The organism is Streptomyces sp. NPDC050211 (assembly GCF_040656035.1).
Classification (GTDB): Bacteria; Actinomycetota; Actinomycetes; order Streptomycetales; family Streptomycetaceae; genus Streptomyces.
Map to the genome: position 1 here is coordinate 126,926 of NZ_JBFALC010000010.1, position 26,817 is coordinate 153,742.

The following is a 26,817-nucleotide window of genomic DNA, read 5'->3' on the forward strand; positions in this document are numbered from 1 at the left end:
AGGGACAGCTCTCCATGTGGTCCCCCACGGAACCGGTCTACCGCATCGCCACCCCGACCCCCGCCAAGGCCTGGCGCTCGCGCGCCGGTCGCTACCGCCTCGTCGGCAACCACTGCACGGGCTGCGGACTGACGTTCTTCCCCGCACGCCGTGTCTGCCCCGACTGCCGCTCGCGCGACCTGCGCGAGAGCGAACTGGCGCCCTTCGGCCGGGTGGTGAGCACGGCTGAGGACCACACCCCGCTGATCGGCCACGCCGGCCGCGCCGTCAGGCCGTTCGCCATCGTGGCCCTGGAGGACGGACCCCACGTGCTCACCGAACTCGTCGACGTCGACGCCGGTTACGACGGCGCTCCCCCGGCGGTGGCCGAAGGGACCGAGGTCGAGCTGGTCGTCCGCAAGTGGCGGCGCGAGGCCTCGGGGCCCTACCAGTACGGCTACAAGTTCCGGCCGCGGAGGGCGCGATGAGCGGCGACTGGCCCCGGCTCACCGGCATCCCCGTGGACGTCACCGACCCTGCCGGGAACACGCCCGGTCCCGCCACGCACGACGTGGGGATCTCCGCGATCGGCACGGCGCTGCCCGCCGGCCGGCTCGCCGTGGAGGAGATCCACGAGGTGTGGCGCAATGTGCCGCTGGACGTGGTGCGGCGTAAGGGCGTCACCCACCGCGCGGTGTGCGACCCCGACTCGGACGCCGTGACGCTGGCGGCCGAGGCCACGGCCATCGCCCTGCGCGAGGCGCCCGCGACACCTCAGGCGGTCTTCTTCGGCTCGCAGACCGGCCCGTACCTCACCAAGGCCAGTGCGGCGCTGCTGGCCGACATGGCCGGGCTGCCGCCCGCGTCCTTCGCCGCCGACGTGCAGTTCTCCGGCAAGTCCGGGACGGCCGCCCTGCTGTGCGCGCTGGCGTGGGTGCGGGCCGGCTTCGCCGAGGCGGCACTGGCGGTGGGGACGGACACGCTGGGACCCCATGTCGCGCCGGGCGATCCGCAGGAGTACACCGCGGGCTCCGGAGCGGCGGCGCTCCTGGTCACCCGCGACGCCACGCTGGCCACCGTGGACGCCGTCGGCTCGGCGGTCTCCGACACCAACGACGGCTTCCGCGCCGACGGCGAGCGGCACATCCGCACCGGTGGCTCGGTGATGACGGCCACCGACATCGGGCTGTACGACCACTGCGTCACCGCCTGGGAACAACTCGGCCCGCCGACCGAGCCGTTGCGTTTCCTGGTCGGCCCGCAGCCGGACGCCATCACCCCGATCCGGCTGGCCCGGCGTCTCGGGCAGCCCGACCGCTCCGCCCTGCCCTGCGTCGTCGCGCACGGCATCGGCGACACGGGCGCGGCCGCACCGCTGCTCGGACTGGCCCGGGCACTGGAGTTGGCCGTCCCCGACGACCGGATCGCGGTCCTCGGCTACGGCTGCGGCGCGGGCAGCGACGCCCTGCTGCTGACCGTACGCAACCCGGCCACGCACACCGGCCTTGAAGCGGCGCTCACGCAGCGGCGCCTGGTGAGCTACGCGACGGCGAGCAGGCACGAGAGGCACTTCCAAGCACTGGAGCGACTCGTGGGGAGCTACGAATGAACGAACTGTTCAAGGGACGCACCGCGCTGGTCACCGGCGGTGGCAGGGGCATCGGCGCGGCGATCGTCACCCGGCTCGCTGAGGAGGGCGCGACGGTCGCGGTCAACGACATCGACGAGGAGGCCGCGGAGCGCATGGCCGCGCAGGTGGGCGGAATCGCCGTACCGGCGAACATCGCCCACGAGGAGCAGGCCCAGACCGTGGTGGACCGCGTCGAGCAGGCCTGGGGCGGACTCGATGTGCTGGTGAACAACGCGGGCATCGGATTCCGCGGAACGCTCGCGGACCACACGCCGAAGATCTGGCACAAGGTGCTGTCCGTCAACCTCCACGCTCCCTTCTTCCTGTCCCGCCGCGCCGCGGCCCTGCTCGCCCAGGCCGACGGCGGCGCGGTGGTCAACCTCTCCTCCGTGGCGATGATCGGCAACGTCGGACAGGTGGCGTACGACGTGTCCAAGGGCGGGCTCGCCACCCTCACCCGGTCACTCGCGGCCGAGCTGGGCCCGGCCGGCGTGCGCGCCAACGCCGTCTGCCCGGGCTTCGTCGACACCCCCATGCTGGCCATGGCCGAGGACCTCGTCCGGATCGGCGAGAAGCACGTACGCACCCAGCCGATCAGCCGTTTCGGCACTCCGCAGGAGGTGGCTGCGGCCGTGGCATGGCTGGCCTCCGCCGAGGCGAGCTACGTGACGGGTCAGTGCCTGTTCGTCGACGGCGGATGGATACGGTCATGACACCGCCGGTGCGGATCCTGGCGATGGACGATCCACGGGTGCCGGACGCCGCGTCCTGCACGGTGGCCGGACTGCTCACCGCCCGTGCCCGCGCGCACCCCGACCGGGTGTTCGCCGTCTTCGCCGACGGGGAGAGCTGGACGTACGGCGAAACCCTCCGGCGCTCCCTCGGCGCCGCGGCGGCCCTCGCGGCCTACGGGGTGCGACCGGGTGACCGGGTGCTCTCGTGGCTGCCCAACGGGCCGGACGCGCTGCTCGCCTGGTTCGGCACCAACCTCGCGGGCGCGACCTGCGTGCCCGTCAACACCGCCTACCAGGGCCGGATGCTGGAGCACGTGCTGGCCAACTCCGGGGCGGCGCTGGTCGTCGCGCATCGCGAGCTCGCCCCGCGACTGGCGGAGATCGAACCCGGGGACCGGCGCCCCACGGTCGTCGGCCCGCATGAACTCCACGCCGATCCGGGCGACTTCGAACCGTATCCCGCACAGCCCTGGGACACGTTCGGGATCATCTACACCTCGGGCACGACGGGCCCCTCGAAGGGCGTGCTGTGCTCCTACGTCCACCACTACTCCGCGGCCGTCGCCGCCTTCGCCGGGCGGGCCGGGGAGGCCGACCGCTACCTCGTCCAACTGCCGCTGTTCCATGCGGGCGGGACGATCGGGGTCTACGCGATGCTGCTGCTCGGCGGGTCCGTTCTCGTGGTCGACTCCTTCGCCACCGACGCGTTCTGGGACGTCGTCCGCGCCCACCGCGTCACCTGCTGCACCCTGCTCGGTGTCATGGCGTCCTTTCTGCTCAAGCGCGGCCCGGCGGAAGGAGACGTCCAACACCCGCTGAAATGGGTGTGGTTGCTTCCGCTCGACGACAACAGCGCTGAGCTGTCGCAGCGCTTCGGCATCGAGGTCCACACCCTGTTCAACATGACCGAGACATCGGTCCCGCTGATCTCCGAGCCGGATCCGAAGGAAAGCGGACTGTGCGGAACCCCGCGCCCCGGCATCGAGATCCGCGTGGTCGACGCGTACGACCGGCAGGTGCCCCCGGGCCACAGCGGTGAGCTCGTGCTGCGCGCCGACCGGCCCTGGTCGCTGTCGCACGGGTACCACGGGATGCCGGAGGCGACGACGGCGGCCTGGCGCAACGGCTGGTTCCACACCGGGGACGCGGTGCGCCAGGACGGTGCGGGCCGGGTCTTCTTCGTCGACCGTCTCAAGGACGCGATCCGCCGCAGGGGGGAGAACATCTCCTCCTTCGAGGTGGAGTCCGAGGCGATGACCCATCCGGCGGTGCGCGAGTCGGCCGCGGTGGCCGTCCCGAGCGAACACGGCGAGGACGAGGTCCTCCTCGCGGTCGCCCCCGCACCGGGCCGGGCCGTCGACCCGGCCGAGTTGATCGAGTACCTCGTCCCGCGCATGCCCCACTTCATGGTGCCGCGCTATGTCCGCGTCCTGGACGAACTGCCCAAGACCCCCACCGCGAAGGTGCTCAAGCACGCGCTGCGCGCGGAGGGACTGACGGACGACACCTGGGACCGGCGGCAGGCCGGAATCACGGTCAAACGTGAGTCCCTCGGGAGGAGCCGACAGCCATGACCACACCCCAGGTGGAGACGATCGAGCGCGATGTGCCCGCCCCCATGCGGGACGGCGTGGTCCTGCGCTCCGACGTCTGGCACCCTCCCGCGGACGGCCTCACGCCCGCACTGCTCTACCGCGGCCCCTACGACAAGCGCCGGATGCCGATGCTGGACGTCCTGCCCGCCTCCCTGGCCGTGCAGGCCGGCTACACCGTCGTCCTCCAGGACAGCCGGGGCCGGTTCTCCTCCGACGGCGACTGGCAGCCGGTCATGTGGCGGCAGGAGGCGCTGGACACCCACGACACCGTGGAGTGGATCGCCAGCCGGCCGTGGTGCGACGGCAACGTCGGCATGGTGGGGCCCTCCTACCTGGGCATCGTGCAGTGGGTCGGCGCCGCGCTGCGCCCCCCGCACCTGCGCGCCATCGCCCCGGCCATGTGCGCGGTCGGCGACTACGACGCCCGCGCCACCGGCGGAGCACTGCGCCTGGACCAACTGGTCAGCTGGGCCGCGGTGTTGATGGCGCCGGAGTGGCTGCGCCGCCGGCTGGCGGGCTGCGATCCGCCACCGCGCAAGACGATCGAGGCGATCGCGGAGTGCGCCAGGAATCCGCGGCGCGCGATGGAACAGCTCCCCCTCACCGACATCCTCGACCTGGAGGACTTCCCCCCACTGCTCAGGGACGTCCTCGCGGGCCAGACCGAGATCCCGGACGTCCACGCCGAGGACATCGACATCCCCACGCTCTCCATCAGCGGGTGGTACGACATCTACGCCACCGCCACCCTCGGCCTGCACCAGGACCTGACATCCCGCGCGGGCGACCACCACCTGATCATGGGCAGCTGGGCCCACCTGAGCTCACTGCTGCCGATCCAGGGCGAGGTGAACTTCGGCCTGGCCTCCTCCGCGCGCTTCGGCGGGCTCGCCGAACAGCACCTGGCGTTCTTCGACCGCTATCTGCGGGACGCGCAGCGGGAGCTGCCGAGGGTGCGGTACTTCCTCATGGGCGCGGGAGAATGGCATACGAGCGCCCGGTGGCCGCCGGCGCGCGCGGTGACCCGGCGGTGGTATCTGCGGCAGGGCGGCATCCTGGGCAACGCGCCCGAGCGGCACGAGCCTGCCGCCCACTACCGCTACGATCCGGCCGACCCGGTGCCCAGCCACGGCGGACGGGTGCTCAACCTGGGCGACCTGGTACCCGGGCCCCTCGCCCAGAACCATCTCGAACACCGCCCGGACGTGCTCAGTTACACCTCTGAGCCACTGCTCGAGACCCTCGATCTGGCGGGCCCGGTCCGGCTGGTGCTGTCGGTCGAAAGCAGCGCACCCGACACCGACTTCACCGGCAAACTCCTCGACGTCCTCCCCGACGGCCGCGCCCTGCTCGTCGCCGACGGCATCACCCGTGCCCGCCACCGCCACGGTCCGGACACGGAACGGCCCCTCACGCCCGGCACGGTCAGCACGCTTCGACTCGACCTGGGCCACACGGCCTGGCGCCTTCCTGCCGGGCACCGCCTGCGGGTCCATGTCTCGAGCAGCAACTTCCCCCAATACGACCGGAACCTCAACACCGGCGGCCCGATCGGCCAGGAGAGCGTCCCGGTCGTGGCCGAACAGACGGTCCACCACGACCCCGAGAACCTCTCCTGGCTCGAACTCACCATGCTCCACGGCACCGCCGTGACGGCCGAAGGCGAGCAATCCGCATGACCGGCGCACGCCCTGCCACCTCATCGCCCCTCCCCGCGGCCGACGGGCCCACCCCGTCCGTCCGCCGCCCCCGCACGCTGCACTCGACTCCCCGGAGGCGACCGGTGTTCCGCATCGGGCGCCGGCCCGGGCAGCCGGTGTACGCGACACCGCACGCCGCGGTCCGGCCCGTACCGGAGGACCCACCGGTCCCCCACCACGGACGAAGACCGCTCCGACGGCCGGGGCGGGTCGGGACCCCGCCCGGCCTCATCGAAGGAGCCGCACTTGTCCAAGCAGAACCCCTCTCGCACCCGCCGGATCCACATCCTCCTCCGGCTGGCGTGCGTGACCGCACTCGCCGCAGTGGCACTGGGACTGCCGTCCGCATCGTCCTCGGCCCAACCCGAGCCGCACCACCGATTCACGGCCGTCGACGACGCACCGCCCGCCCCACCACTGCCCGGAGCCAACGACTGGCGGTGCCGGCCCACCCGGCAGCACCCCGAACCGGTCGTCCTGGTCCACGGCCTGTACGCCACACCGGACGTCAACTGGCCGTTCGTATCGGAAAACCTTCATAAGGCCGGGTTCTGCGTCTACGCGCTGACCTGGGGCACCGGGCAGGGGAAATACCCGCTGCCGGGCGTCGCGCCGCTGGAGGAATCCGCCAAGGACCTCAAGGCGTTCGTCGACCGGGTCCGGATCACGACGGGCTCTTTCAAGGTCGACGTGATCGGGCACAGCGCCGGTGGCCTGATGCCCCGTCAGTACCTGCGTTTCGAAGGCGGAGCCAGGTGGGTGGACGACTTCATCGCGCTCGGACCACCCAATCACGGCACGACGTTCCACTCACCCTGGCACGACATGCCCGAGTGGGTCGCCACCGCGTTCTGCCCGTCGTGCCTGCAGTTCGACGCCGGCTCGGCGTTCCTCACCCACCTCAACGAGAGCCGTGAGGTGGAGTCGGGCGTCAGCTACACGACGATCAGCACCAAGTTCGACGAGTACATCCTGCCGTACACCAGCGCCCATCTGAAGGGAGCTTCCAGCCAGGTCACCAACATCACCGTCCAGGACAGGTGCCCGAACAGCACGATCAACCATCTCAACCTCGCCTTCGACCAGGTCCCGCTGCAGTGGATCACCAACGCCCTGCAGCGCCCCGGTCCCGCGGACCCGGAGCTCAGGCCCACGTGCTGAGCCGGAGCCGGCGAGCGACTGCTCGCCCCCGCCCGCCCCTTCCCGCCGACGAAGGGGCGGGCCCGGGCAGCGCCAAAGCGCCACCACGGATCGACTTCACCTACGCACAGGGAGAGGGAGCGCCATGCAACTGTCACGTCGCGATCTGCTGCGCAGCAGCGGGCGGTTCGGCCTCGCCGCCGCGATGGGGCTGGGGGCGGCCCCCGCCCTGGCCGCCTGCGGCGGCTCCGACAACACCGGCGACGCGGGCGGACAGGCCCGGCTCGGCTGGATCCAACCGGCCTCCGGCGCCTTGGCGTCCGCGTACAAGCCGGCCTACGCCGCGGCCCGGCTCGCCGTGCGGGAGATCAACGAGGCGGGCGGGCTGCTGGGCCGGCCGCTGAAACTCCTCGAGGAGGACGACGAGGGCAAGCCCGGGACGCAGCCGATGGTGGCCCGACGCCTGCTGCGTGACAAGCCGCAGTTCGTGCTCGGACCGACGGGCAGCTCCCAGGCGGTGGCGTCGGCCAGTGTGCTGGGCCGTGCGGAGGTACTCCAGTCCGCCTGGGGTGTGGCCGAACGGCTCGGCGACGGCGAGCAGTTCCCCTTCCACTACCAGCTGGTCTTCAACACCCGGCAGCAGACGGCCGCCGTGGCCCGCTACCTGTTCGAGGTACGTGACCTCAGAAAGGTCGGGCTGCTGGTGGAGAACTCCGAGTACGGGGAGGCGATTCGCGACGCCTTCACCGCCGTACTCGACGACCGCTACGGCACGCGCCCCGTCTCCGTCCAGGTCTTCAACCAGGCCGCCCCCGACATGACCCCGTTCGTCAAACAGCTCGACCGCGACGGCGCCGCCGCCGTCGGCCTGTTCAGCGGCCAGCCGCAGACCTCCGTACTGACCCTGCGGGCGATGGCCGCCACCGGCTTCGCGCCACCGGTCGTCTCCCACGAACTCAGCTACATCAAGGCCTACGACGCCTTCCCCGAGGAGCTGATGGAGCGGCTGTACACCACCACCTACGCCGCCTTCAGCTACCGGCCGGGCGAGATGCCGGCCCAGGGCGGCGCGATGGAGTACGCCCGGCGGATCGCGGCCGAACCCACCGCCGCCGGGCTGGAGTTCACCGCCGCCACCTCCCCCTACTACGACTTCCTCAAGCTGCTCGCCGACCTCGTCGAGCGGGAGAAGACCCTGGCCCCGGACAAGCTCAAGGCGGCCTTCGACAAGGTGACCGACCACCAAGGTCCCCGGGGACGGATCTCGTTCACCTCCGCGCGGCACACGGGCATCGACGACGGCGCCCTCGTCGTCGCCTCGCTGCTGTCCGCCAAGAAGGAGCAGTCGGTGCACGGCATCTTCCGCGAGCTGGCCCCGGGCGGCCAGACATGATCAACGACGTGCTGGTGCCCGGTCTGGTGTACGGCAGCCTGTACGGGCTGGTGGCCGTGAGCCTCACGGTGCTGCACCGGCCGACCCGGGTGCTCAACTTCGCCCAGGGCGACCTGGTGATGCTGGGCGCGATGACCATGGCGGTGCTGACCCTGCCCTGGCCGCTCGCGGCGGCCATCGCTGCCGCCGGGGTCGCTGCCGTGGCGCTGGTCGAGGAACGGGTGGCCGTGGCGCCCGTGCTGCGGCGTTCGCCGTACGGCAGCGCCTGGGTGATCACGACGCTGGCGTTCTCGCTGGCGCTCAACCAGCTCGCGGGCCGACTGTGGACCGACGAACCGCGCACCGTCGAGCCCCCCGCGCCGCTGTCCCTGGACCCCCTCACGTTCCTCGGTGTCCGCTTCAACAGCTATCAACTGGCCGTCGTCCTGGTCACGTTGGGCGTGGTCGCCGCCCTGGAGGCGCACGCGCGGACCCGCACCGGTTGCGCCGTGCGGGCGGTGGCCGCAGACCGGGACGCGGCCCGGCTGCGCGGCATCGATCCCGCCAGGCTCAGCCGCCGGGCCTTCCTGCTGGGCGGGGCGCTGGCCGGGCTGACCGGTGCGCTGGCGGCACCGCTGACGCTCGCGTCGGTGGCGATGGGCTTCGGGCTGCTCATCAAAGGCTTCTTCGCGGCCGTCCTCGGCGGGGTCGGCGATGTGCGCGGGGCACTGCTCGGGGGCTGGATCGTCGGCGCCGTCGAGGCCGCGGGCGCCGACTACGTCTCACCGGGCGCCCAGACCGCCGTCCTGTTCGCCGTCACGCTCGCCATCCTCCTGGTCCGGCCCCAGGGGCTGCGCGGAAGCGAGGAGCTGCGCCGTGTCTGAGTCCATGTCACCTGCCTTCCGGCGTACGGGGCTTGGCGTCGCCCTCGTGCTGGCCGCCGTACTTCCCCCGCTCACCCGGGACGGCTATGTCCTGCATGTGGCCACCGTGGTCGGCATCTATGTGCTGATCGCCATGGGCCTGAACGTGCTGTTCGGGTACGCCGGGCAGGTGTCGCTCGGGCACGGCGCCCTGGTGGCGGTCGGCGCCTACACCGCGGCCGTGCTCACCGTCGACCACGGCTGGTCGTTCTGGGCGGCCGTCGGCCCCGCCATGGCCGTGTCGGCCGCCGTCGGCGGGCTGATGGCCCTGCCCGCGCTCCGGCTGTCCTCCTGGCATCTGGCGCTGATCACCCTCGCCTTCGCCATGGTGGTGGGCAGTCTGCTGACCGAACTGCGGGACCTCACCGGCGGGTTCGCGGGCATCATCGGCGTCCCCCTGCCCGAGGCCGGCGGCAGGCCGCTCACCGAAGAGCAGCTGTACTGGCTGGTGCTCGCCCTGGTCGTGGTGGCCACCTGGCTGGTCGCGAACGTGCTGCGCTCCCGGATCGGCCGGGCGCTCACCGGCGTACGCGACGCACCCGACGCCGTACGCACGGTGGGCGCGGCTCCCGTCCGGCTGAAGATCTTCGCCTTCTGTCTGTCTGCCGCGCTCGCCGGACTCGGGGGTGCGTTGCTGGCCACGACGCGCGGCATGGTCACCCCCGACGACTTCCCCATCGAGTTCTCGCTCTTCTTCCTCCTCGTGGTGATCATCGGCGGCGCCGGTCGCACGGCCGGGCCGTTCCTGGGCACGCTGGCGTTCTTCGTGGTGCCCGAGCTGCTGGACGACCTGGCCGAGTGGCGGCTGCTCATCTACGCCGTGGCCCTGCTCGTGCTGATCGTGTACGTGCCGCACGGCATCGCCGGGGCGTGGGAGGAGCACGGGCCCAGGATCGTGGCGCGTCTGACCGCGGGAGGACGGCACCGCTCCGAGGGAGCGGTTGCGGTGCCGTCCGTGGACGCGCCCGCGCCGCGGCCCACTCCCATGACCAGTCGCCCGGGGAGTGGGCTGCGGCTGCGTACGACGGACCTGCGGCGCTCCTTCGGCGGTGTCCGCGCGCTGGGCGGTGTCGATCTGTCGGTGGAGCCGGGCACCATCCACGCGCTGGTGGGCCCGAACGGATCGGGGAAGACCACGCTGCTGAACGCCGTGACCGGTCTCGTGCCCCCGGAGCGCGGCCGGGTGCTGCTGAGCGGGACGGAAGTGAGCCGCCAGGCTCCCGAGCGGATCGCCCGCCTCGGGGTCGCGCGGACCTTCCAGACTCCCCTGCTACTGCCCCGGCTCAGCGCGCTGGAGAACGTCCTGCTCGGGGCGTATGCCAGGGAGCGGGTCAGCGTCGTCGAGCACGCGCTCGCGCTCCCCCGGGGGTGGAGCGAGTCCCGTCTGCTGCGCGAAGAGGCCGCCGGCTACCTGGACTTCGTGGGCCTGACCCCGTACGCCCGGACCCCGGCCGGGATCCTGCCGCACGGCAACCAGCGGTTGCTGGAGATCGCCCGCGCGCTCATGGCGCGTCCCCGGCTGCTGCTGATGGACGAACCGGCCGCGGGCCTCTCGCCCGCCGAACTCGCCATGCTGGACGGCCTGTTGCGGGAGATCAGGGCCCAGGACATGACGGTGCTGCTCGTCGAGCACCACATCGAGCTGGTGGCCGCCGTGGCCGATCAAGTCACCGTGCTGGACGCGGGAGTCACCCTCGTCTCGGCCGAGCCCTCCATCGCGCTGCACGACGCCCGCGTACTCCACGCCTACCTGGGGAGCTGACGCCCATGTCCACCGAACAGGACGCACCGGAGGGCGACCGCATGTCCGCGACGCCCGAACCGCCGCTGCTTCGCCTGAACGGGGTGCACTCCGGCTACGGCCCCGTCCCCGTCGTCCACGACGTCACGCTCGCGGTGCGCGAAGGCGAGATCTGCGCCCTGATCGGCGCGAACGGTGCCGGAAAATCGACCCTGCTCCGCACCGTCTCCGGCCTGCTGCGCCCGACCGCGGGCACGGTCGAGTTCGCCGGCACCGACATCACCCGCGACCGGCCCGAGTCGATCAGCCTGCGCGGACTGGTCCAGGTGCCGGAGGGGCGGCGCGTCTTCCACGGGCTCACCGTGCGCGAGAACCTCGAACTGGGCCTGTGGAAGCGGAAGGTGACCGCAGCCGAGGAGCGCGAGCGTCTGGAGTGGACGTTCAGCCTGTTCCCCGTCCTGGAACACAAGCTGCGGGCGCGGGCCGAGGTGCTCAGCGGCGGGGAGCAGCAACTCCTCGCCATCGCCCAGGCGTTGGTGGCCAAGCCGCGGATGCTGCTGATCGACGAGCCGTCGCTGGGCCTCGCGCCGCTTGCCGCAGAGCGGGTCCTGGCGACGGTCGCGAAGCTGCGCACGACAGGCCTGACCGTGCTCCTCGTCGACCAGGCGGTCGAGCGCGTCCTCGGCCTGGCCGACCGGGCCTATGTGATGCGGACGGGCCGGATCGTGGCCGAGGGACCGGCCGCCCGGCTGCGTGAGGGACCGGCGCTGCAGGAGGCCTACTTGGGCACGCTCGCGGACAGCGACTGAATCTCGTCATGGCCGACCCCCGCCGCCCGCAGCACCAGGACGCCGTACTGCTCGGCGATCTCCTCGGCGCTGAGCCTGCCCTCCGGACGGAACCAGAGCCCGGCGTGGATACACATGTCCAGCAACGCCTTCGCGGTGACCGGAATGTCCGCCTCCCGCCCACCGGGCAGCGCGGCCCGGAACGCACCCCGTGTCCGCCCCTGTTCCAGCATCCGCTCAAACTCCCGCCGTATGCGGCGCTCGCTGTCCCTGATCTCCGTGGACAGCGACGGCGGCAGATGATGCGTCTCCGACCGGCTGACCACCGCTTCCAGGCGGTACGTCGTGTGGAAGACGGTGAGCGTCCGGGCCGCCTCCCACAGCTCGCGCACGGGATCCCCGCCGCCCCGCTCGAAGGCTTCCGCGAGCTGGCGCTCCAGTTCGGCACAGGTCCGCGAGGCGATCGAGTGGAGGAGCTCCTCCTTGGACCTGAAGTGGTTGTACATGGCCGCGGGGGTCATACCGAGGGCCGCCAGGATCTCCCGGACGCTCGTGTTGCCGTAACCCCGCCGGTAGAACAACTCGGCGGCGACCGACTCGATCTGCCTCCGCGTGCTCCCCCTGGGCGGCGGGGCGAACGCTCCCTCGGTCGACATGGCCATGGAGTGATTCCCGTCCCTCGGTGGCGGCCGGCCGTCGGCGTCGCGGGGAGCCGGTGAATGGCCGTTCACCTGCTCACTTTACGGGCTCAACCGGCCGTATGGCGATCACACCGCCGCAGAAAGGTACGCCGGGTACTACCAGGCGGAGCCTCCTCACCGGGAGGCTCACGGACCGAGACGGGCGCGTGCTCAGCGCGCCCGGGACGGGAGCAGATCTTGAGGGGCCTTGATGAGAGCGGGACGGACGGCGCGGACGGGATCAGCGCGATCGACATGTGCGCCCTGGTGTACGACCGCGCATCGTGGGGCGCCTACTTCCGCGACCTGGGCGGCCAGGCACCGGCCTATCTGCGGGCGTTCGGCCGCCATATGACCACCGTCTTCGGCGCGGACTTCGCCCACTACCGCCGACTGCTGGACGTCGGCGACCTGGACGCGGCCGTCGAGGTCCTCGTGGCGAACCAGCCCGACGACATCGACGTGGCGGCCCATCTGCGCGCCATGGATGAGCAGGGCATCGCCTATCAGGTGCTGATGGGTTCCAGCGCCCGGCTGCCCGACGGCGACAGCGTCAACACCCGGGTGGCTGCCTTCGCGGCGCGTGCCCCCGGGCGGATGGAGGCGTGGGCGGGCCTGAACCTCCGCGATCCGCACGCCGCGCTGGCGGAGCTGGAGCGCTGCCACGCGCTGGGCATGCGCGGTGTCACCGTCATCGCCTTTCGGGACGGCGTCGAACCGCAGGCGCCGCGCTACGCCGCCGTCTTCGCGGCAGCCGAGCGGCTGAGGCTGCCGGTGTGGATCCACACCGGGCACCACCTGTGCACCCGACGCCCGAACGAGCTGTCGCACCCGAGGGTCATCGACGCGCTCGCGGGCCGCCACCCGGACCTGAGGATCGTCGCGGGCCATGGCGGCTGGCCCTGGATGCACGAGATGATCTCGGTCGCCCAACGCCACCCCCATGTCTTCGTGGAGTTCTCCACCCATCGCGCGAGCTGGATGTCGCGTCCGGGCTCGGGCTGGGAGCCCCTCCTGCTGTACGGCCGCAGCACCCTGCGCCGCAAGGTCATGTTCGGCACCGCGACCTGGGTCCACTCCGTGCCCGTGCGCACCCTGATCCGGGAGGTGGCCGAACTCGGCCTGGGTGAGGCGGTCACCCATGACTGGCTGCTCGGCAACGCGCAGCGGCTGCTGGGCCTGGAAGCCGACCGACGACTTACGGCCGGATCGCTCGGGTATTCGGTCGACTTCGGGCGCACTCCTTGACCGGTCCGGCCCGGGTGCACCAGGTTATTGGATGTTAATGAACATTCATTTACCCAGTTCAGGGGTGATGTTCATGGCTCCAAGGGCTCTGCCGTCCGTCAGGTTCACCGACCGTCTCCGCGGGTCACCGAGCTTCAGACGTGACCCGCTGGCCTTTCTGTCGCGTGGCCGCGAGCGGTACGGCGACATCTTCCGCTTCCGCACGCTGGGCATCCCCATGGTGATGGTCAACCACCCGGACCACATCCGCCGCATCCTCGTCGACAAGAGCGCTCAGTACGACAAGAACGCGTTTCTCTTCAAGGCCGTACGTCCGGTGCTGCGCTCGGGGCTGATCGCCAACGCGGACACAGAGCAGTGGCGTCGGCAACGTCGCATGATGGCACCGCATTTCACCCCGGGCGCGGTCGGCTCGTTCGCCCGGAACATGACGACCGAGACCGTGAAGATGCTGGACCGCTGGGAGCGCGACCCTCGCGACGGGCGGGTGATCGACGCCATGGACGAGTTCGGCCGACTCGCGCTCGCCATCGTCAACAGGTCTCTGTTCAGTGCGGATGTGAGCGCGACGGCTCAGCGTTTCGAGCAGGCCTTCGGGGTGGCCAACAGCATCCTCGCGGCGTTCTTCCGCTGTCCCTTCCCACCGTTGAGCGTGCCCACCCCCAGCCATCGCAGGCTCCGGCGCGCGATCGACGCCATGGACTCCTTCGTCTCAGGATTCGTCCAAGGACGGCTCTGCACGGAGAGGGACGCGGACCCGGAACCCGATCTGCTGACCCTCCTGCTGCACTCCGTCGACGAGGAAGACGGCAGCGGAATGGGCCTCGAGCGGCTCCACCACGAGGTCCTCAACCTCTGTGTGGGCGCCTACGAGACCACCACCAACGCCCTCTGCTGGGCGTTCCATCTCCTCGCGCGTCATCCCGACGCCGAGAAGCGGCTGCACGAGGAGGTCGACCGGGTGCTCGGCGGCCGGATCCCCCGGTTCGAGGACCTGCCCGAACTGGCCTACACGCGCATGGTCGTCGACGAGACGCTGCGCATCTATTCCCCCGCCTATCAGTTCATGCGCCACGCGAGTCAGGACGACGAGATCGCCGGATACCGCATTCCGGCGGGCAGCAACATGCTCATCAACAGCTATGTCCTGCACCGGCATCCGGACTTCTGGGACGAGCCGGAAGCCTTCCGTCCCGAGCGGTTCGCCGCGGAAGAGACCGCCCGCCGCCCGCGGCACGCCTACATCCCGTTCGGCAGCGGGCAACGCGTCTGCATCGGCAGGCACTTCGCCCTGACCGAACTCACCCTGGTGCTCGCCACCGTCGCGCGTACACACCGTCTGGTCCTGCCCGCGGACGCCCCCGACGTACATCCGGAGGCCCTTATCACGCTGCGTCCCCGAGGCGGCATGCGGCTGCGACTCGAGCACCGCTGACACGAGAAGGCCGTACGTTCATGGACACCCCTCAGCAGGACATCCTCAGCGCGTTCCCGCACCGGCTCAATCCGCATGCGGAGCGGACGCGCCGTCATGTGGCCGACTGGGTACGGCGCACCGGTCTCGTCCATCGGGAGTCGGCCTGGAGACGCTTCCAGCGAGCGGACTTCGGGTGGTTCGCCGCAGCGGTGTATCCGACCGCCGACGCCACTCGCCTGGACCTCATGGCCGACTGGTTCGCCTGGCTGTTCCTGGTCGACGACCAGCTCGACGACGGAGGGGTCGGACGCGACCCGTCACAGGCACTGCGCATCGTGGACCAGATGTGCGCCGTACTGAGCGGGCACCACCCCTCCGACCCGCCGAGCCCGGACACTCCCACCGCTGTCTCGTCTCTGGCCGATCTGTGGGAGCGCACGGCGCCGCTCGGACGTCCCGGGTGGCACCGTCGATTCGCCGGGCACCTCGAGACATGTCTGAGAACGGCGGCCGTCTGGGAGGTGGGCAATCGAGTCCACGGCACCGTCCCGTCGGAGGAGGCGTACGTCGTCAACCGTCGGCATACGGGCGCGATCTACGTCTGCATGGACCTCATAGAGATCGCGGTGGGCGTCTCGGTACCCGACACCCTCTACCCCGGCGCCGAGTTCGCCTCCGCCCTCGACGCCGCGTGCAACGTCGTCTGCTGGACCAACGACGTCTACTCACTGGCCAAGGAGCGCTCGCGGGGCGAGGTGCACAACCTCGTCTACGTCGTCCAGCACCATCGCGGATTGGACCGGTCGGCCGCGCTGGACCACGTCCACACAGCCATCCGGGAGGAGACGGACCGGTTCCTACGAGCGGAGGCCCGACTGCTCACCGCACATCCCCACCGGGCTGGCCAACTCACCCCCTGCCTCACCGGCATGCGGACGTGGATGCGCGGCAACCTCGACTGGTCCAGACGCACACAGCGCTACGCCCGGTCCGTCGACGGCGACACGGAGCGACCCGACGAGTACCTCGAAGCCCGGCTCATGGGGACCGGAGGATGCCCCTGACCGGTGGGTGAGCCGTGGCGAACCCACCCCCGGCCGCTGTCGGCGGTTCGCGTCGGCTACCGCGGCGCGCGTCGGCTACCGCGGCGCGACCGCCTCCTCGGTGTCCTTCCGGCGGGACCGCTCCCGGACCAACGAGATCGCGATGACCACGGCGGCGACGAGCACCGACAGGAGCACCTGGCTCCGGCCGCCGCCCTCCTTGTCGTCGGTGAGCATGTAGACGAGCACGAACGCGATCATCGCGATGGTCGCCCACGTCAGATGCGGGAACAGCCACATCCGCACGACGAGCTTTTCCGGGCTCTCGCGCAGGATGATCCCCCGCATCTTCAGCTGCGAGAAGCAGATGACCAGCCACACGAAGAGCGCGACGGCGCCCGAGGAGTTCAGCAGGAACTGGAACACCGTGTCCGGCCACAGGTAGTTGAAGGCGACCGCCACGAAGCCGAAGACCACGGAGGCCAGGATCGCGGCCTGCGGGACACCTCGCGTGTTCGTCCGGACGAAGGACCGCGGGGCGTCGCCACGCTGCCCGAGCGAGAAGGCCATCCGGGAGGCCGTGTAGAGGCCGGAGTTGAGACAGGACAGTACGGCGGTCAGCACGATGAAGTTCATGATCTCGCCGGCGTGCGGGATGCCGATCGAGTCGAGGGCCGCGACGTACGAGCCCTTCTTCTCGATCGAGGGGTCACTCCACGGCACCAGGGCGACCACGACGAGGATCGAACCGACGTAGAAGACACCGACCCGCCAGATCACGCTCCTGGTGGCCTTCGCCACCGCCCGTGCCGCGTCCGAGGACTCACCGGCGGCGAGAGTGACGATCTCGCTGCCCATGAAGGAGAAGACGACCAGCAGGATGCCGGTGAGGATCGCGCCCGGCCCGTTCGGTAGGAAGCCGCCGTGTTCGGTGAGGTTGCCGAAGCCCGTCGCGGCGTTGTCGGAGCCGGGCAGCACACCGAAGATCGCCAGGCCGCCGAGCACGATGAAGCCCGTGATGGCGACGACTTTGATGCCGACGAACCAGAACTCGAACTCGCCGAAGGAGCCGACCGAGGCCAGGTTCGTGGCGGTGAGCACCACCATCACGATCAGGGCCCAGGCCCACTGCGGTACGGCCGGCACCCACCCTTCCAGGATCACCGCGCCCGCGGTCGCCTCCACGGCGAGGACGACGACCCAGAAGAACCAGTACAGCCAGCCGATCGAGAACCCGGCCCAGCGGCCGAGCGCCCGGTCCGCGTAGGCGGAGAAGGAGCCGGAGGCCGGGTTGGCCGCGGCCATCTCGCCGAGCATCCGCATCACGAAGACGACGAGAGCGCCGACCAGGGCGTAGGACAGCAGGATGCCGGGGCCCGCGGCAGTGATGCCGGAGGCGGAGCCCACGAAGAGACCGGCGCCGATCACCCCGCCGATGGCGATCATGGACAGATGACGGTTCTTGAGACCGGCCTGGAGACCTGCCTGCTGCTCCGGAGGCGGACCACTGGTGGGTGGCGCGGTGTCGGAGGCCAGTGAATCTGGGGGACGTGTAGTCATGTCGACATCCAAATGGGGTGGTTGGGAGTGCCGTGCGGGGGCGTGGCTGCCCGGGTCGCCTCGGTGGCGGGGGGAAGGACGAGCCGGGCGTGCGCTGCCCAGGAGCGGGCGGTCAGGGCACTGACGATTTCCGGAAGCGTTCACGGTGCGATGCGCGGTGTCCGGGTGCCGTGCTGGTGATGGGGTCGTCACCGCACGTCCGCGCTTCGCTCCGCCTCCTCGTGGGAGGTGAACCGCATCACTTGCGGAAATGATTTGCGCAAGCGTATGAGGGGTCATGGGGCCCTGTGTTTGTGAAGGCCGAACAAACTCGCCCTCAATGGCTGTACGTCCGTCCAATGCGGAACCGGGTCAGTCGTCGGGCGGCAGCCGCAGTTGGAGCATGGCCAGCAGACGCTGGTCGGGACGGCTCAGATCGAGGCCGGTCAGCTCCTCGGCCCGGCGAAGCCGGTATCGCAGGGTGTTGGGGTGCACATGGAGCCGGGTGGCGGCGGCCCGTATGTCACCCAGGCAGTTCAGGTACGTCAGAAGGGTCTCGGCGAGTTGGCCCCGGTGCCGGCTGTCGTGCGAGACCAGGGCGGTCAGCCGGGGATCCCGTATCTCGCGGTGCGCGGCGAGCAAGGTCACTATCTCGCTGACCAGCACTTCCGCCTGGATGTCCGGAAGCGCGGCGACGGCGGTGGGCACACCGGCGCTCACCATGGCGTCGAGAATGCGGTCGGCCTCCCGGCGTGACTCGGGGACGTCACCGAGCCCGGGCACCAGGCAGCCGACCGAGCCACGCAGGGGCAGGCCCAGGTGGCGGCGTACGGCGTCGGTGATCTCCTGGGCCCAGCCGCGCAGCGTGTCCGTGTCGATGCCGCGGGGCAGCTGGGGCAGGAGCACGTAGATGCGGGGATCGACCTGGGTGACCAGGGCGCTGCGGTGCCGGGCGGCGATGTGCACGGAGACCAGGTTGGTGACCTCGGTGTGGGTCAGCTCGGGCGCGGCGACGACCTCCGCGGTCTCCTGCGCCTCGGTGGTCCGGTACGAGAAGCCCAGCACGGCGGCCGGGCGATGGGCGTCGAATCCCAGGTGGGTGGCCAGCGGCTGCGGCCCGGTGCTCCCCTCCAGGAGTCCGGCCAGCAGGGTCCGGGTGAGCGTCACGTCCTCCGACAGCTCTCGGCGCCGCCGTACGAGGTGGAGCGCGGCGACCCGGGCGGCACCGAGCAGTGCCTGGCGCGCGCGGTCGGACAGCGGAGTCGAGCCCTCCTGCACCCAGATGGTGCCCAGCTGCCGGTCCCCGGACCGGATGGCCACCGCGAGACGGCGGCGGATGCCCAGCTCGGGGTGGCTGTCGATGGCGATCACCTCGTCGCTGGAGTGCAGATGCTGGAACACACCCCACTCGCGCAGCTTCGCCAGATACCCCTCCGGTCCCTGCCAGCCGAGAATCGAACGCCGCCGCAGATCGTCCGCCTCGTCGGAGTCCGTGGTACGGGAGTACGCCAGCACCCGGTTCGCCGCGTCCTCGATACTGACGATGCCGCTGGTGAGGATGGCGGTGGTCTGGGCGAGAGAGAACAGATCGCCCTCCTCGGCCCTTTGGCCGGACTCACCCGGCGGTGCGTCGTCGAGCGCGGCCCGGGCCAGCGCGTTCACCTGCTCCCAGCGCGCTTCACTGCGCAGTGAGAGCAGGGCGACCCCGGCCTCGGCAGCGGTCTCGCTGAGCGCCGTGGCCTGGCCGGGCCCGTCCAGCTTGACCACCACGGCCGCGGCTCCGTCCCGCCCGGCGGCCCGCAGCACGGGAGACGCGGCTCGGCCACGGGCACCGATGGCGAGCACCAGCTCACCCGGCTGCGCGGTCGGCGGATCCTCGGGATCGAGCAGCGCAACGCCACCGATCTCGACATCCAGCCCCGCCGGAGCGGCCTGCACCTCCACCAAGGAGTCCCCCAGCGCCATCAGCAACTGACGCAGGCTGATGCTCGCTGCCGGGGGAGACACCGCGGCCGGATCCATGATCGTCGCCTCTGCTGGGAACCACGCCGGACCTCTGATGCTATCCGCAGGGCGGGACGGGGACGGATTCGTCACTCTGTGCTGCAATGGTTGAGTGAAGTTTGAGCATGACAACATGGTCGGTGTGCACCTGGCCGTGTCGTTGGTGAACCTTGAGGCGGGTGGTTCGTGGGGCGCTGGGGCACTGCAGCGAGTGCTGGAGCGCCATGCGATCCGTGGTGCGCGCGTCATCGGCTCGGCCGGTGAGGAGATCAAGGCGTGGTCGCGGCGTTTGCGGCCCGTGTTCGAGGCTGCCTCGCAGGACGAACGGTGCGAGACGATCAACGACTTGCTCGCCGACGGCGCCGGAAGGGTGTACCTGACCACGCACGACGGCTTGCGGCCGCACCTGCACTTCGCGCCGGAGGGCAAGGACCTCCAGAGCCGTGTGAAAGCCGTGACGGCGGGGGGCCTGGCCGTCTTCACCATGGAGGCCGAGGGACATCGGCTGGGTGTCTGCGCGCTGGACTCGTGCCGGACGGCCTTCGCCGACACCAGCCGCAATGGCCGCCGCGCCTACTGCCGTGCGCGCTGCGCCAACACCGACGCGGTCCGCCGCCACCGCATGAAGCAGCGCTAGCGTCCGGCACGGTCGCGGTGGCCCCCCGGCCCGGGCGTCAGATCGGGACCAGGGCCGCGACGAGGGGGACGGTGGCGATGCCCAGGAGCGTCTGTGTCGCGGTGATGCCGGCCATCATCGGCGCGTCGCCTCCGAGTTGCCTCGCCATGATGTACGAGGACGACGCCGTGGGCAGAGCCTGAAAGAGCACGGCGACGATGAGCACCGGCGCCCCGAGGCCGGCCAGATGAGCCGCCAGGAACGTCACGGCAGGCATGAGGGCGAACTTCACGGACGACGACGTGAGGATCGGGCCCGTCCACGAGCGGGCCTGGCCGAACCGCAGCGCGGCGCCGATACACAGCAGACCCAGCGGCATCGAGGCGGCTCCGAGCGCCTGGAGGGCTGGCTCGATGCCCGGCGGAAGGCCCAGATCGAGAGCCTGGAGGAGTCCGCCCGCGACGCAGGCGAGGATGAGCGGATTGGTCACCAGTTGCCGGGCAATGCCCATGAGGCTCAGCCGTGCACCGCCGAACCGGGCGAAGACCAGGACGCACAGCACGTTGACCGTGGGCACGATCGCCGCGTTGCACACCGCGGCGATGGCCACGCCTTGGGTGCCGTACAGGCCGGAGGCGATGGTCACGCCGATGTAGTTGTTGAATCTGACACTGCCCTGGAAGACCGAGGTGAAGCCGTCGTCGGCCACCCGCATCAGGGGCCGCAAGGCGATGACCAGCGCGGCGACCACGACGGTGGAGGCGACCAGAACGCCTGCCAGGGCCTTCACCGGAAGATCCTCGGTGTCGGCCGTCGCCAGGCCGTGCAGGAACAGCGCCGGCAGCAACACCCGATAACCGAGCCGCTCGGCATCGGACCAGAAACTCTCGCCGGGGATCATCGCTCGTTTCAGCGCGCACCCCGACGCGATCAGCAGGACGACCGGAACGAGAGCCTTGAGCGTCAGTGCGATCACGACAGGGCCTCGTCCGGCGGTGAAGACGACCTCTCCAAGACGGGCGAAGAATGCATATCGACAGGCTGATGTAATCCTGCGGGGCGCTACAACCATTACAGGACTGGCGGCCGCATTCGGGCGCCGGGCTCCAGGAGTCCAAGAGCGATGAGTCACGCCGTGATCGCCAGTCTGTATCCCCGACAGGCGAACAACCGCCCCCGAGGAGAACCTCATGACCGCGACCTACACCTTCGACGTCTTCTCCAGCCTCGACGGCTTCGGCGCCGCCGGCGGCAACTGGACCGGGTACTGGGGCAAGCAGGGCCCCGAGCTCCTCACCCACCGCCTCGCCCTGTACCGCGAGGAGCAGCGGATGGTCTTCGGGGCCAACACGTATCGGGCGTTCGCGCGGATGCTGGCCTCGAGCACCGAGGAGTCCGAGGTGCGCGACCCATGGGTCACGCAGATGAGGAGCCTGCCGGCAACGGTGGTGTCGACCACCCTGGACGGCCCCCTCGACTGGCCGGATGCGAATGTCGTGCGCGGCGACGCCGTCGACGCCGTCGCCCGGCTCAAGGAGGAGTCCGACGTGCCGTTGCGCTCGCACGGCAGCCTGTCCATGAACCGGGCGCTGATGGCCGCCGGTCTGGTCGACCGCGTCCAGGTGACGCTCTTCCCTGTGATCACCGGTGAGACCGGGCTGGACCCGATCTTCCGGGGCGCAGCCGACTTCGACCTCGAGCTGATCGAGCACCGGACCCTCGACGGACACATCCAAGAGCTCGTCTACAGGCCCACCCTCCATGTCTGAGTCCGTCCACGAGCTCGCCACGTCGGCGTGGATCTGGGTGCGTCAGGTCGAGTCAGCGGCCCTGGGCCATGTCCGAGGTCGCGGAGAAGTAGCGGCCTCGGGCCGTGGGCGCGGGCCCGGGAACAGTCGCCGGGGGAACGGCCGCTTCGGGAACCCGTGATTCGGAAAGGGCCGGCTTGCGGATCAGGAGCAGCGCCGCGTCGTCGTGCAGTCGACCGCCGACATGCGCGAGCAGTTCGTCATGGAGCGCGTCGAGGGTGTGTGCCGGTTCGTGGGAGACGTGGCGCTCCAGCCCCTCGGCAAGCGGATAGAACGCACGGCCGCGGTCCCGGGCCTCGGTCACCCCGTCGGTATAGAGCAGCAGTTGATCCCCGTCGGCGAAGGGCAGTACCCGGAGGCCGGGCGTGTCACCCGTGAGCGCGCGCAGTCCGAGAGGCGGGGCCGGATGCGCGGGCTCGACCTCCGCGACGCTCCCGGAGGCGCGTACCAGCAACGGAGGCGTGTGTCCGCAGTTCACCACCTCCAGATGCCCTGCTTGCGGGAATCCGGCGACCACGGCGGTGACGAAGTCGTCATGGCCGAGGTTGCGCGCCAGACTCCGCTCGATCCTGTCGACCACGGCGAGCAGATCGGGCTCGTCGTAGGCGGCCTCGCGGAAGACACCGAGCACCAGGGCGGCGGTTCCCACGGCCGGCAACCCTTTGCCGCGCACGTCGCCGACGATGAGCCGCACTCCGTACGGGGTGGGGACCAGAGCGTAGAGATCACCACCGATACGGGCCTCGGCCGCCGCGGCGCTGTAGCGGACCGCCACCTGAAACGGCCCGACGGTCGCCGGCACCGGCTTGAGCAGCGCATGCTGCGCCGTCTCCGCGACCGAGCGGACGGCCGCGAGCACCCGTTCACGGCGCCCGCGCAACGCGCTGGCCAGGCCGCCCGCAAGGGTGACAGCCACCAGGGCGGACAGCACAGCGGCCAGTTCACGGCCCGGAACACCGTCCCGAGTGCCCAGCGTGGCGCACAGCACCACCGTGAGGAGCCCGACCCAGACCACGCCGCGGGGTCCGTTGGTGGTGGCGGCCAAGGCGGGCCCCGCCGCGAGCAGCGGCAGCCAGATCATCCCCGCCCCATCGGCGAGATCGACGCACACGACGACGGAGACGATCAGCACGGGCAGGACGGGCATACCGGCGGCCAATTGGGCGACAGCGCGCCTACGGGCCGACGCCCCAGGACCGGCCACTCGGTTCCTGAACAGCCGCATCGGCCAGTGGTCGCCACCATGGTCTCGGGCCTGACTCATGTTCGTCCGCAGTCCTCACCTGTGCCCAGGGCACACATCCGAAATGCCTGTTTCCTCCAGGGAACGGGTCAGCGCGGCCACCCACAAGAACAGGATTTTCAGATAGTGAGCGAAAGGCTCCTGGTGACGCGACTGGCGGTCGGGATCAGCCGTGCCCGGATCTCGGGGAGCCGGGACAGCCGGTCCGCCGGCAGTGAGACTCCGAGCGAGCCGAGCGTGTCCCCGCTGTAGACGGGTACGGCGACACAGACCGTGCCGAGGGCGTACTCCTCCAGGTCGGTGACGGCCGGGTCCACGGGTGAGGAGTCCAGTCTCCGGAGCAGTTCCGGCAGGCTGGTGATCGTCCGCGGGGTGAGGTCGGCGAGGTGGTGACGGGAGAGATAGTCCTTGCGGTCGGCGTCGTCCAGTTCCCGGAGCACGGACTTGCCCAGCGCGGTGGCGTGCCCGGCGTCCTCGAACCCCACCCAGAGGTCGACGCGGGGTGCCCGAGGGCCGTCGACGATCTCCGCGACCCGGATTTCCCCGTCCTCGTAGAAGGTGAGGTAGGCGGCGGTCGCGAGTTCGTCCCGCAGCGCGGCGAGCGTGGGACGGACGCGGCTGAGCAGCGCCTGTCCACGGCCCGTGGTCTGCAGCGTCTGCAGCTTGTCGCCGAGGATGAACCCGCCGTCGTCCAGTTTCCGCACGTATCCGTCGTGGACCAGCGTCCGCAGCAGGTGATAGGCGGTCGCCAAGGGCAGGCCCGTCTCACGCGCCAGCTGTTTCGCCGGCGCGCCGTTCTCGTGCGAACTCACCGCCTCCAGCAGGCGCAGGGCCCGCTGGACGGACGTGATGAGCGTAGGGCCGTCCTCCGCACCCATACGACCAGCTTGCGCCCGGCGCACACCGCGAGCAAGGCGGGTCCCCCCGGACGCCGGGCAGGTCAAGAGTTCGCCGTGTCGACGAAGACGGCAGCGGGGCCACCATCAGAGGCTCGCCTACGGCACGTGGATCGGGTCGCCTGCCTTGGCGTCTCCGAGCCAGATCTTCCGCTCCGGCTCGTCGAAGTAGGAAATCTCCGCGCAGGGGCCCTCCGGCTCCTTGTCAGCGGTCTGGAAGTGGCCCGCCGACCAGCCGGTGAGGTGGTGCTTGGCGAGGAGCTCGCTGACCACGTTCCGGAACTCCGGGTAGCTCACGCAGTCGCGTTCGGAGAAACGCTCCCTGAGGTCGGTGCGGAAGTGGGCGAGGTTCAGCTGCTCGCGGGTCGGTCCGCGATACGGACCCGCGCGGTGACGTGCGCACTGGTCCCGACCGCCGGGGTAGACCTCGATCGAGCCCTGCTCGGAGCTTTCCACGCACGCCGTGAGCGTCTCCGGCGCCGGCCTCCCGAAGCTCTCCTGCCACAGCTGCCGGCACACCCTGATCGGGTCGTCGGCGCCGGGATCGAAGCCGGTCACGGCGTCGGACTGGTCGGATCCCACGCAGGTCAGCCCGCTTGAGTCGAGCGTGTGACCCTCACCGTCGCCGGCGACCCACGCATAGGTCGCGGCAGTGCCGCCGACCAAGGCCAGGGCCACCACGGGAACCACGACCATCGTGCGCTTGCGCCGCCGCCGCGTACGCTCACGCACCCGGGCGAGGATCCGGTCGGCGACCGGCGAGTCCGGATCGGTCTCCGACGGGTCAGGGCGTGGATCGCGGGTCCGGAGCATCCGGACGAGTTCGTCATCGCTCAGCATGATCCTTCTCCTTGGTCGCGTGCGGATCGGAGCTCGGTGCCGCGAGCCGTTCTTTCAGCCGCTGCCTGGCCCGGTGCAGGCGTGTGTCGACGGCACCGACGGAGATGCCGAGGACCGACGCAATCTCCTGGCGGGACAGGTCGTCCCAGTAGGCCAGGCGCAACAGCTCCCGATCGGCGGCCGACCCTTGCTCCAGGGCGGCCATGAGCTCATCGCCGGCGTCATGCTCCGGGTGGCGTGGGCCCGGGGAATCCGGCTGCTCCGCCACTCTCAGCAGCAGTCGGGACCAACGCCGCTGGCTGCGCGCCTGGTTGGCCAGCACGCGTCGCGCGATGCCCAACAGCCACAGCACCGCCTCTTCGCCGTCCTCGGGCAGATGACGTCGCCGGCGCCACGCCACCGCGTAGACCTCCGCCACGGCGTCGTGCGCCGCCGCATCACCGGTCCGGCGCAGGCAGTACGCCATCACCCGCCGGAACGTCTGCCGGAACAACTGCTCCAGCCGCTCACTGGATTCGTCCGCATCCATAGTCCAGCAATGTCCGGCATCGCCCGGTCGCTTACCAACCGGCAGCGACACTCTTCTTCAGGAAACCCCGGAGCCCACAGGCCCTGGCGCGCAGACGCGTGGTCAGAACGTGCACGTGTCCATCCAGCGCGTGACCAGGGATGCGTTGTTCTTGTCGGCGTCACGCACGGGACCGCACAGGAACGGGCTGAAACGGGTGTCGGCACGCAGCCAGTGACTGAGGAACGAGACAATCCACTTGCCTTGCTTGGCCTTGTTGCCGGAGCCCGTCATCGGGCACAGATGGTCGCCCGGAACCTCGATGTAGAGCTTCTCGGCCTGGGACATGGAGTTGTACCAGGGCACCGCGTAGCTGTTGCCGTGGGCGACAGGGTCGCTTTGACAGGTCAGGAAGAACGTGGGCTCGGTGACCGCGGAGAAGTTCGCGTTCGGGTAGTACGGGGCCGTGGGCACGCCCGCCCGGAAGCGTGCGTCGTCGCGGAGGGCCGCCATGACACCCCCGCCGCCCATCGAGTGACCGACCGCCCCGAGCGTGCCGTTGACCTTCCCGGATATCGGGTTGCCGGTGGCGTCGCCGAGCGCGAGCAACTGGGTGCCGGCGGCGGTGATCTGGCGGCCGCGCGATGCGGGATCGTCGGTGAGTGTGGTGGTGCCGACGTTGATGACGACGAAGCCCCAGGAGGCGAGGCGGGGTGCGAGCCACTGCAGGTTCTGCTGTGTGCCCTGATAGCCGGGCATCAGTACGACGCCCGGGTACGAGCCACTGTTCGTGGGGTACGTGACCGTGCCGGAGCCGTACCCGGTGGGGTTGGGAACGGTGTAAGTGGCGGTGGTCAGCGGCCCGTTGGTGGCCTCCAGGGAGGCAGTCGTCGGATCCGGGATTCCGTTGCCCGGAGAGGTGCCGCCACCGGAGCCGTACACCTGGAACTCCCACAGCGAGTAGCCGTAGGCGGTGCCGCGCTGGGTGCCGTGGAAGCGGACGTACCGGCCGCTGCCGTTGACGTCCAGGGTCTGCACGCCGCCGGTGCCTGTCGTGGTCGCGTAGATGGTGGTCCAGGTGGTGCCGTTGTCGGAGGTCTGGATCTGGAACGCGCGGGCGTGCGCGACCTCCCAGCGCAGCGCGACTTGACTGATGGCGGCGGTGGCGCCCAGATCAATGCTCAGCCACTGCGGGTCGCTGAACGTGCTCGACCAGCGTGTCCCGGTGTTGCCGTCCACGGCCGCCGACGCGGGAGTGGACGCGTTCTCGCTGGACGAGGAGGTCGCGGGTTTGCCCTGGGACAGCAGGTCGGCGGCGGCCGCCGGTGGGGCGGCGGCTGTCAGCAGAGTCAGCGCCAAGCCGATGGCGGTCG

24 protein-coding genes are annotated in these 26,817 nt (G+C 70.6%); 15 read left to right on the forward strand and 9 right to left on the reverse strand.

The window, feature by feature from the left end; all coding sequences use genetic code 11:
* Nucleotides 1-14 precede the first annotated feature (14 nt).
* The 10 genes from AB0I98_RS13420 (at nt 15) to AB0I98_RS13465 (ending at nt 11,623) form a co-directional block, all read left to right on the forward strand.
* The gene (locus AB0I98_RS13420; protein WP_362939866.1) at nt 15-467 is read left to right on the forward strand and encodes a zinc ribbon domain-containing protein; all 453 of its coding nucleotides are present in this window, start codon (nt 15-17) and stop codon (nt 465-467) included.
* Nucleotides 464-1,588: a hypothetical protein gene (locus tag AB0I98_RS13425; protein WP_362939870.1), complete on the forward strand. Its 1,125-nt coding sequence runs from the start codon at nt 464-466 to the stop codon at nt 1,586-1,588. The genes AB0I98_RS13420 and AB0I98_RS13425 overlap by 4 nt, the downstream gene beginning before the upstream one ends.
* Nucleotides 1,585-2,322, forward strand: a complete 738-nt coding sequence (locus tag AB0I98_RS13430) for an SDR family oxidoreductase (RefSeq protein WP_362939873.1) — start codon at nt 1,585-1,587, stop codon at nt 2,320-2,322. The genes AB0I98_RS13425 and AB0I98_RS13430 overlap by 4 nt, the downstream gene beginning before the upstream one ends.
* Nucleotides 2,319-3,917 (forward strand): AMP-binding protein, encoded by a 1,599-nt coding sequence (locus tag AB0I98_RS13435; RefSeq protein WP_362939876.1) that lies wholly within the window; start codon nt 2,319-2,321, stop codon nt 3,915-3,917. Before AB0I98_RS13430 ends, AB0I98_RS13435 begins: the two co-directional genes overlap by 4 nt.
* Nucleotides 3,914-5,617, forward strand: coding sequence for a CocE/NonD family hydrolase (locus tag AB0I98_RS13440; RefSeq protein ID WP_362939879.1), 1,704 nt, complete (start codon nt 3,914-3,916; stop codon nt 5,615-5,617). Before AB0I98_RS13435 ends, AB0I98_RS13440 begins: the two co-directional genes overlap by 4 nt.
* Nucleotides 5,618-5,884: 267 nt before the next feature.
* The gene (locus AB0I98_RS13445) at nt 5,885-6,799 is read left to right on the forward strand and encodes an alpha/beta fold hydrolase (RefSeq protein WP_362939882.1); all 915 of its coding nucleotides are present in this window, start codon (nt 5,885-5,887) and stop codon (nt 6,797-6,799) included.
* Nucleotides 6,800-6,923: 124 nt separating this feature from the next.
* Complete coding sequence (locus AB0I98_RS13450) at nt 6,924-8,171, forward strand: ABC transporter substrate-binding protein (protein ID WP_362939885.1); 1,248 nt, start codon at nt 6,924-6,926, stop codon at nt 8,169-8,171.
* Nucleotides 8,168-9,034, forward strand: a complete 867-nt coding sequence (locus tag AB0I98_RS13455; RefSeq protein WP_362939888.1) for a branched-chain amino acid ABC transporter permease — start codon at nt 8,168-8,170, stop codon at nt 9,032-9,034. The genes AB0I98_RS13450 and AB0I98_RS13455 overlap by 4 nt, the downstream gene beginning before the upstream one ends.
* Nucleotides 9,027-10,835: a branched-chain amino acid ABC transporter ATP-binding protein/permease gene (locus AB0I98_RS13460; protein ID WP_362939891.1), complete on the forward strand. Its 1,809-nt coding sequence runs from the start codon at nt 9,027-9,029 to the stop codon at nt 10,833-10,835. Before AB0I98_RS13455 ends, AB0I98_RS13460 begins: the two co-directional genes overlap by 8 nt.
* Before the next feature lie 5 nt (nt 10,836-10,840).
* Nucleotides 10,841-11,623, forward strand: coding sequence for an ABC transporter ATP-binding protein (locus AB0I98_RS13465; protein ID WP_362939895.1), 783 nt, complete (start codon nt 10,841-10,843; stop codon nt 11,621-11,623).
* Here AB0I98_RS13465 and AB0I98_RS13470 read toward each other — a convergent pair.
* Nucleotides 11,593-12,264 carry a TetR/AcrR family transcriptional regulator gene (locus AB0I98_RS13470; RefSeq protein WP_328349558.1) on the reverse strand — a complete coding sequence of 224 codons (672 nt, stop codon included), beginning with the start codon at nt 12,262-12,264 and terminating at the stop codon, nt 11,593-11,595. The two genes, AB0I98_RS13465 and AB0I98_RS13470, sit on opposite strands and share 31 nt — an antisense overlap.
* 216 nt (nt 12,265-12,480) lie before the next feature.
* Here AB0I98_RS13470 and AB0I98_RS13475 point away from each other — a divergent pair, with 216 nt between their 5' ends.
* The 3 genes from AB0I98_RS13475 (at nt 12,481) to AB0I98_RS13485 (ending at nt 16,011) form a co-directional block, all read left to right on the forward strand.
* On the forward strand, nt 12,481-13,530 hold the full coding sequence (locus AB0I98_RS13475; RefSeq protein WP_362939898.1) for an amidohydrolase family protein: 1,050 nt from the start codon (nt 12,481-12,483) through the stop codon (nt 13,528-13,530).
* Between the two features lie 73 nt (nt 13,531-13,603).
* Nucleotides 13,604-14,965 (forward strand): cytochrome P450, encoded by a 1,362-nt coding sequence (locus AB0I98_RS13480; RefSeq protein ID WP_362939901.1) that lies wholly within the window; start codon nt 13,604-13,606, stop codon nt 14,963-14,965.
* 20 nt (nt 14,966-14,985) lie between these two features.
* Nucleotides 14,986-16,011 (forward strand): terpene cyclase, encoded by a 1,026-nt coding sequence (locus tag AB0I98_RS13485; RefSeq protein WP_362939904.1) that lies wholly within the window; start codon nt 14,986-14,988, stop codon nt 16,009-16,011.
* A gap of 75 nt (nt 16,012-16,086) precedes the next feature.
* Here AB0I98_RS13485 and AB0I98_RS13490 read toward each other — a convergent pair whose 3' ends face one another.
* Together AB0I98_RS13490 and AB0I98_RS13495 are read right to left on the reverse strand one after the other, a co-directional pair.
* Nucleotides 16,087-17,550: an amino acid permease gene (locus tag AB0I98_RS13490; protein WP_362939907.1), complete on the reverse strand. Its 1,464-nt coding sequence runs from the start codon at nt 17,548-17,550 to the stop codon at nt 16,087-16,089.
* Between the two features lie 351 nt (nt 17,551-17,901).
* Nucleotides 17,902-19,536 carry a helix-turn-helix domain-containing protein gene (locus AB0I98_RS13495; RefSeq protein ID WP_362939910.1) on the reverse strand — a complete coding sequence of 545 codons (1,635 nt, stop codon included), beginning with the start codon at nt 19,534-19,536 and terminating at the stop codon, nt 17,902-17,904.
* Between the two features lie 109 nt (nt 19,537-19,645).
* Here AB0I98_RS13495 and AB0I98_RS13500 point away from each other — a divergent pair, with 109 nt between their 5' ends.
* Nucleotides 19,646-20,170, forward strand: a complete 525-nt coding sequence (locus AB0I98_RS13500; RefSeq protein WP_362939912.1) for a CGNR zinc finger domain-containing protein — start codon at nt 19,646-19,648, stop codon at nt 20,168-20,170.
* A 37-nt stretch (nt 20,171-20,207) separates the two neighbouring features.
* Here the strand turns inward: AB0I98_RS13500 and AB0I98_RS13505 are convergent, their stop codons facing one another.
* Nucleotides 20,208-21,125: an AEC family transporter gene (locus tag AB0I98_RS13505; protein WP_362939914.1), complete on the reverse strand. Its 918-nt coding sequence runs from the start codon at nt 21,123-21,125 to the stop codon at nt 20,208-20,210.
* A gap of 214 nt (nt 21,126-21,339) precedes the next feature.
* On the opposite strand from AB0I98_RS13505, the gene AB0I98_RS13510 reads away from it, so the two are divergent.
* A complete protein-coding gene (locus tag AB0I98_RS13510) occupies nt 21,340-21,918 on the forward strand; it encodes a dihydrofolate reductase family protein (protein ID WP_362939917.1) in 579 nt (192 codons plus the stop codon).
* Between the two features lie 52 nt (nt 21,919-21,970).
* Here AB0I98_RS13510 and AB0I98_RS13515 read toward each other — a convergent pair whose 3' ends face one another.
* The 5 genes from AB0I98_RS13515 to AB0I98_RS13535 all read right to left on the reverse strand — a co-directional run bounded on the left by AB0I98_RS13515 (nt 21,971) and on the right by AB0I98_RS13535 (nt 26,803).
* A complete protein-coding gene (locus tag AB0I98_RS13515; protein ID WP_362940123.1) occupies nt 21,971-23,104 on the reverse strand; it encodes a PP2C family protein-serine/threonine phosphatase in 1,134 nt (377 codons plus the stop codon).
* 215 nt (nt 23,105-23,319) lie between these two features.
* On the reverse strand, nt 23,320-24,078 hold the full coding sequence (locus AB0I98_RS13520; RefSeq protein ID WP_362939920.1) for an IclR family transcriptional regulator: 759 nt from the start codon (nt 24,076-24,078) through the stop codon (nt 23,320-23,322).
* A 117-nt stretch (nt 24,079-24,195) separates the two neighbouring features.
* Nucleotides 24,196-24,936: a hypothetical protein gene (locus AB0I98_RS13525; protein WP_362939923.1), complete on the reverse strand. Its 741-nt coding sequence runs from the start codon at nt 24,934-24,936 to the stop codon at nt 24,196-24,198.
* The gene (locus AB0I98_RS13530) at nt 24,923-25,465 is read right to left on the reverse strand and encodes a sigma-70 family RNA polymerase sigma factor (RefSeq protein WP_362939925.1); all 543 of its coding nucleotides are present in this window, start codon (nt 25,463-25,465) and stop codon (nt 24,923-24,925) included. Before AB0I98_RS13530 ends, AB0I98_RS13525 begins: the two co-directional genes overlap by 14 nt.
* A gap of 102 nt (nt 25,466-25,567) precedes the next feature.
* Nucleotides 25,568-26,803, reverse strand: coding sequence for a discoidin domain-containing protein (locus tag AB0I98_RS13535; RefSeq protein WP_362939928.1), 1,236 nt, complete (start codon nt 26,801-26,803; stop codon nt 25,568-25,570).
* Between the last annotated feature and the right edge of the window lie 14 nt (nt 26,804-26,817).

Excerpts from the sequence above, each read along its gene's own strand:
- AB0I98_RS13420 (WP_362939866.1), top strand. The coding sequence starts at position 15 with ATGTGGTCCCCCACGGAACCGGTCTACCGCATCGCCACCCCGACCCCC.
- AB0I98_RS13425 (WP_362939870.1), top strand. The coding sequence starts at position 464 with ATGAGCGGCGACTGGCCCCGGCTCACCGGCATCCCCGTGGACGTCACC.
- AB0I98_RS13430 (WP_362939873.1), top strand. The coding sequence starts at position 1,585 with ATGAACGAACTGTTCAAGGGACGCACCGCGCTGGTCACCGGCGGTGGC.
- AB0I98_RS13435 (WP_362939876.1), top strand. The coding sequence starts at position 2,319 with ATGACACCGCCGGTGCGGATCCTGGCGATGGACGATCCACGGGTGCCG.
- AB0I98_RS13440 (WP_362939879.1), top strand. The coding sequence starts at position 3,914 with ATGACCACACCCCAGGTGGAGACGATCGAGCGCGATGTGCCCGCCCCC.
- AB0I98_RS13450 (WP_362939885.1), top strand. The coding sequence starts at position 6,924 with ATGCAACTGTCACGTCGCGATCTGCTGCGCAGCAGCGGGCGGTTCGGC.
- AB0I98_RS13455 (WP_362939888.1), top strand. The coding sequence starts at position 8,168 with ATGATCAACGACGTGCTGGTGCCCGGTCTGGTGTACGGCAGCCTGTAC.
- AB0I98_RS13465 (WP_362939895.1), top strand. The coding sequence starts at position 10,841 with ATGTCCACCGAACAGGACGCACCGGAGGGCGACCGCATGTCCGCGACG.
- AB0I98_RS13470 (WP_328349558.1), bottom strand. The coding sequence starts at position 12,264 with ATGGCCATGTCGACCGAGGGAGCGTTCGCCCCGCCGCCCAGGGGGAGC.
- AB0I98_RS13480 (WP_362939901.1), top strand. The coding sequence starts at position 13,604 with ATGGCTCCAAGGGCTCTGCCGTCCGTCAGGTTCACCGACCGTCTCCGC.
- AB0I98_RS13485 (WP_362939904.1), top strand. The coding sequence starts at position 14,986 with ATGGACACCCCTCAGCAGGACATCCTCAGCGCGTTCCCGCACCGGCTC.
- AB0I98_RS13490 (WP_362939907.1), bottom strand. The coding sequence starts at position 17,550 with ATGACTACACGTCCCCCAGATTCACTGGCCTCCGACACCGCGCCACCC.
- AB0I98_RS13510 (WP_362939917.1), top strand. The coding sequence starts at position 21,340 with ATGACCGCGACCTACACCTTCGACGTCTTCTCCAGCCTCGACGGCTTC.
- AB0I98_RS13515 (WP_362940123.1), bottom strand. The coding sequence starts at position 23,104 with ATGCCCGTCCTGCCCGTGCTGATCGTCTCCGTCGTCGTGTGCGTCGAT.
- AB0I98_RS13520 (WP_362939920.1), bottom strand. The coding sequence starts at position 24,078 with ATGGGTGCGGAGGACGGCCCTACGCTCATCACGTCCGTCCAGCGGGCC.
- AB0I98_RS13525 (WP_362939923.1), bottom strand. The coding sequence starts at position 24,936 with ATGCTGAGCGATGACGAACTCGTCCGGATGCTCCGGACCCGCGATCCA.
- AB0I98_RS13530 (WP_362939925.1), bottom strand. The coding sequence starts at position 25,465 with ATGGATGCGGACGAATCCAGTGAGCGGCTGGAGCAGTTGTTCCGGCAG.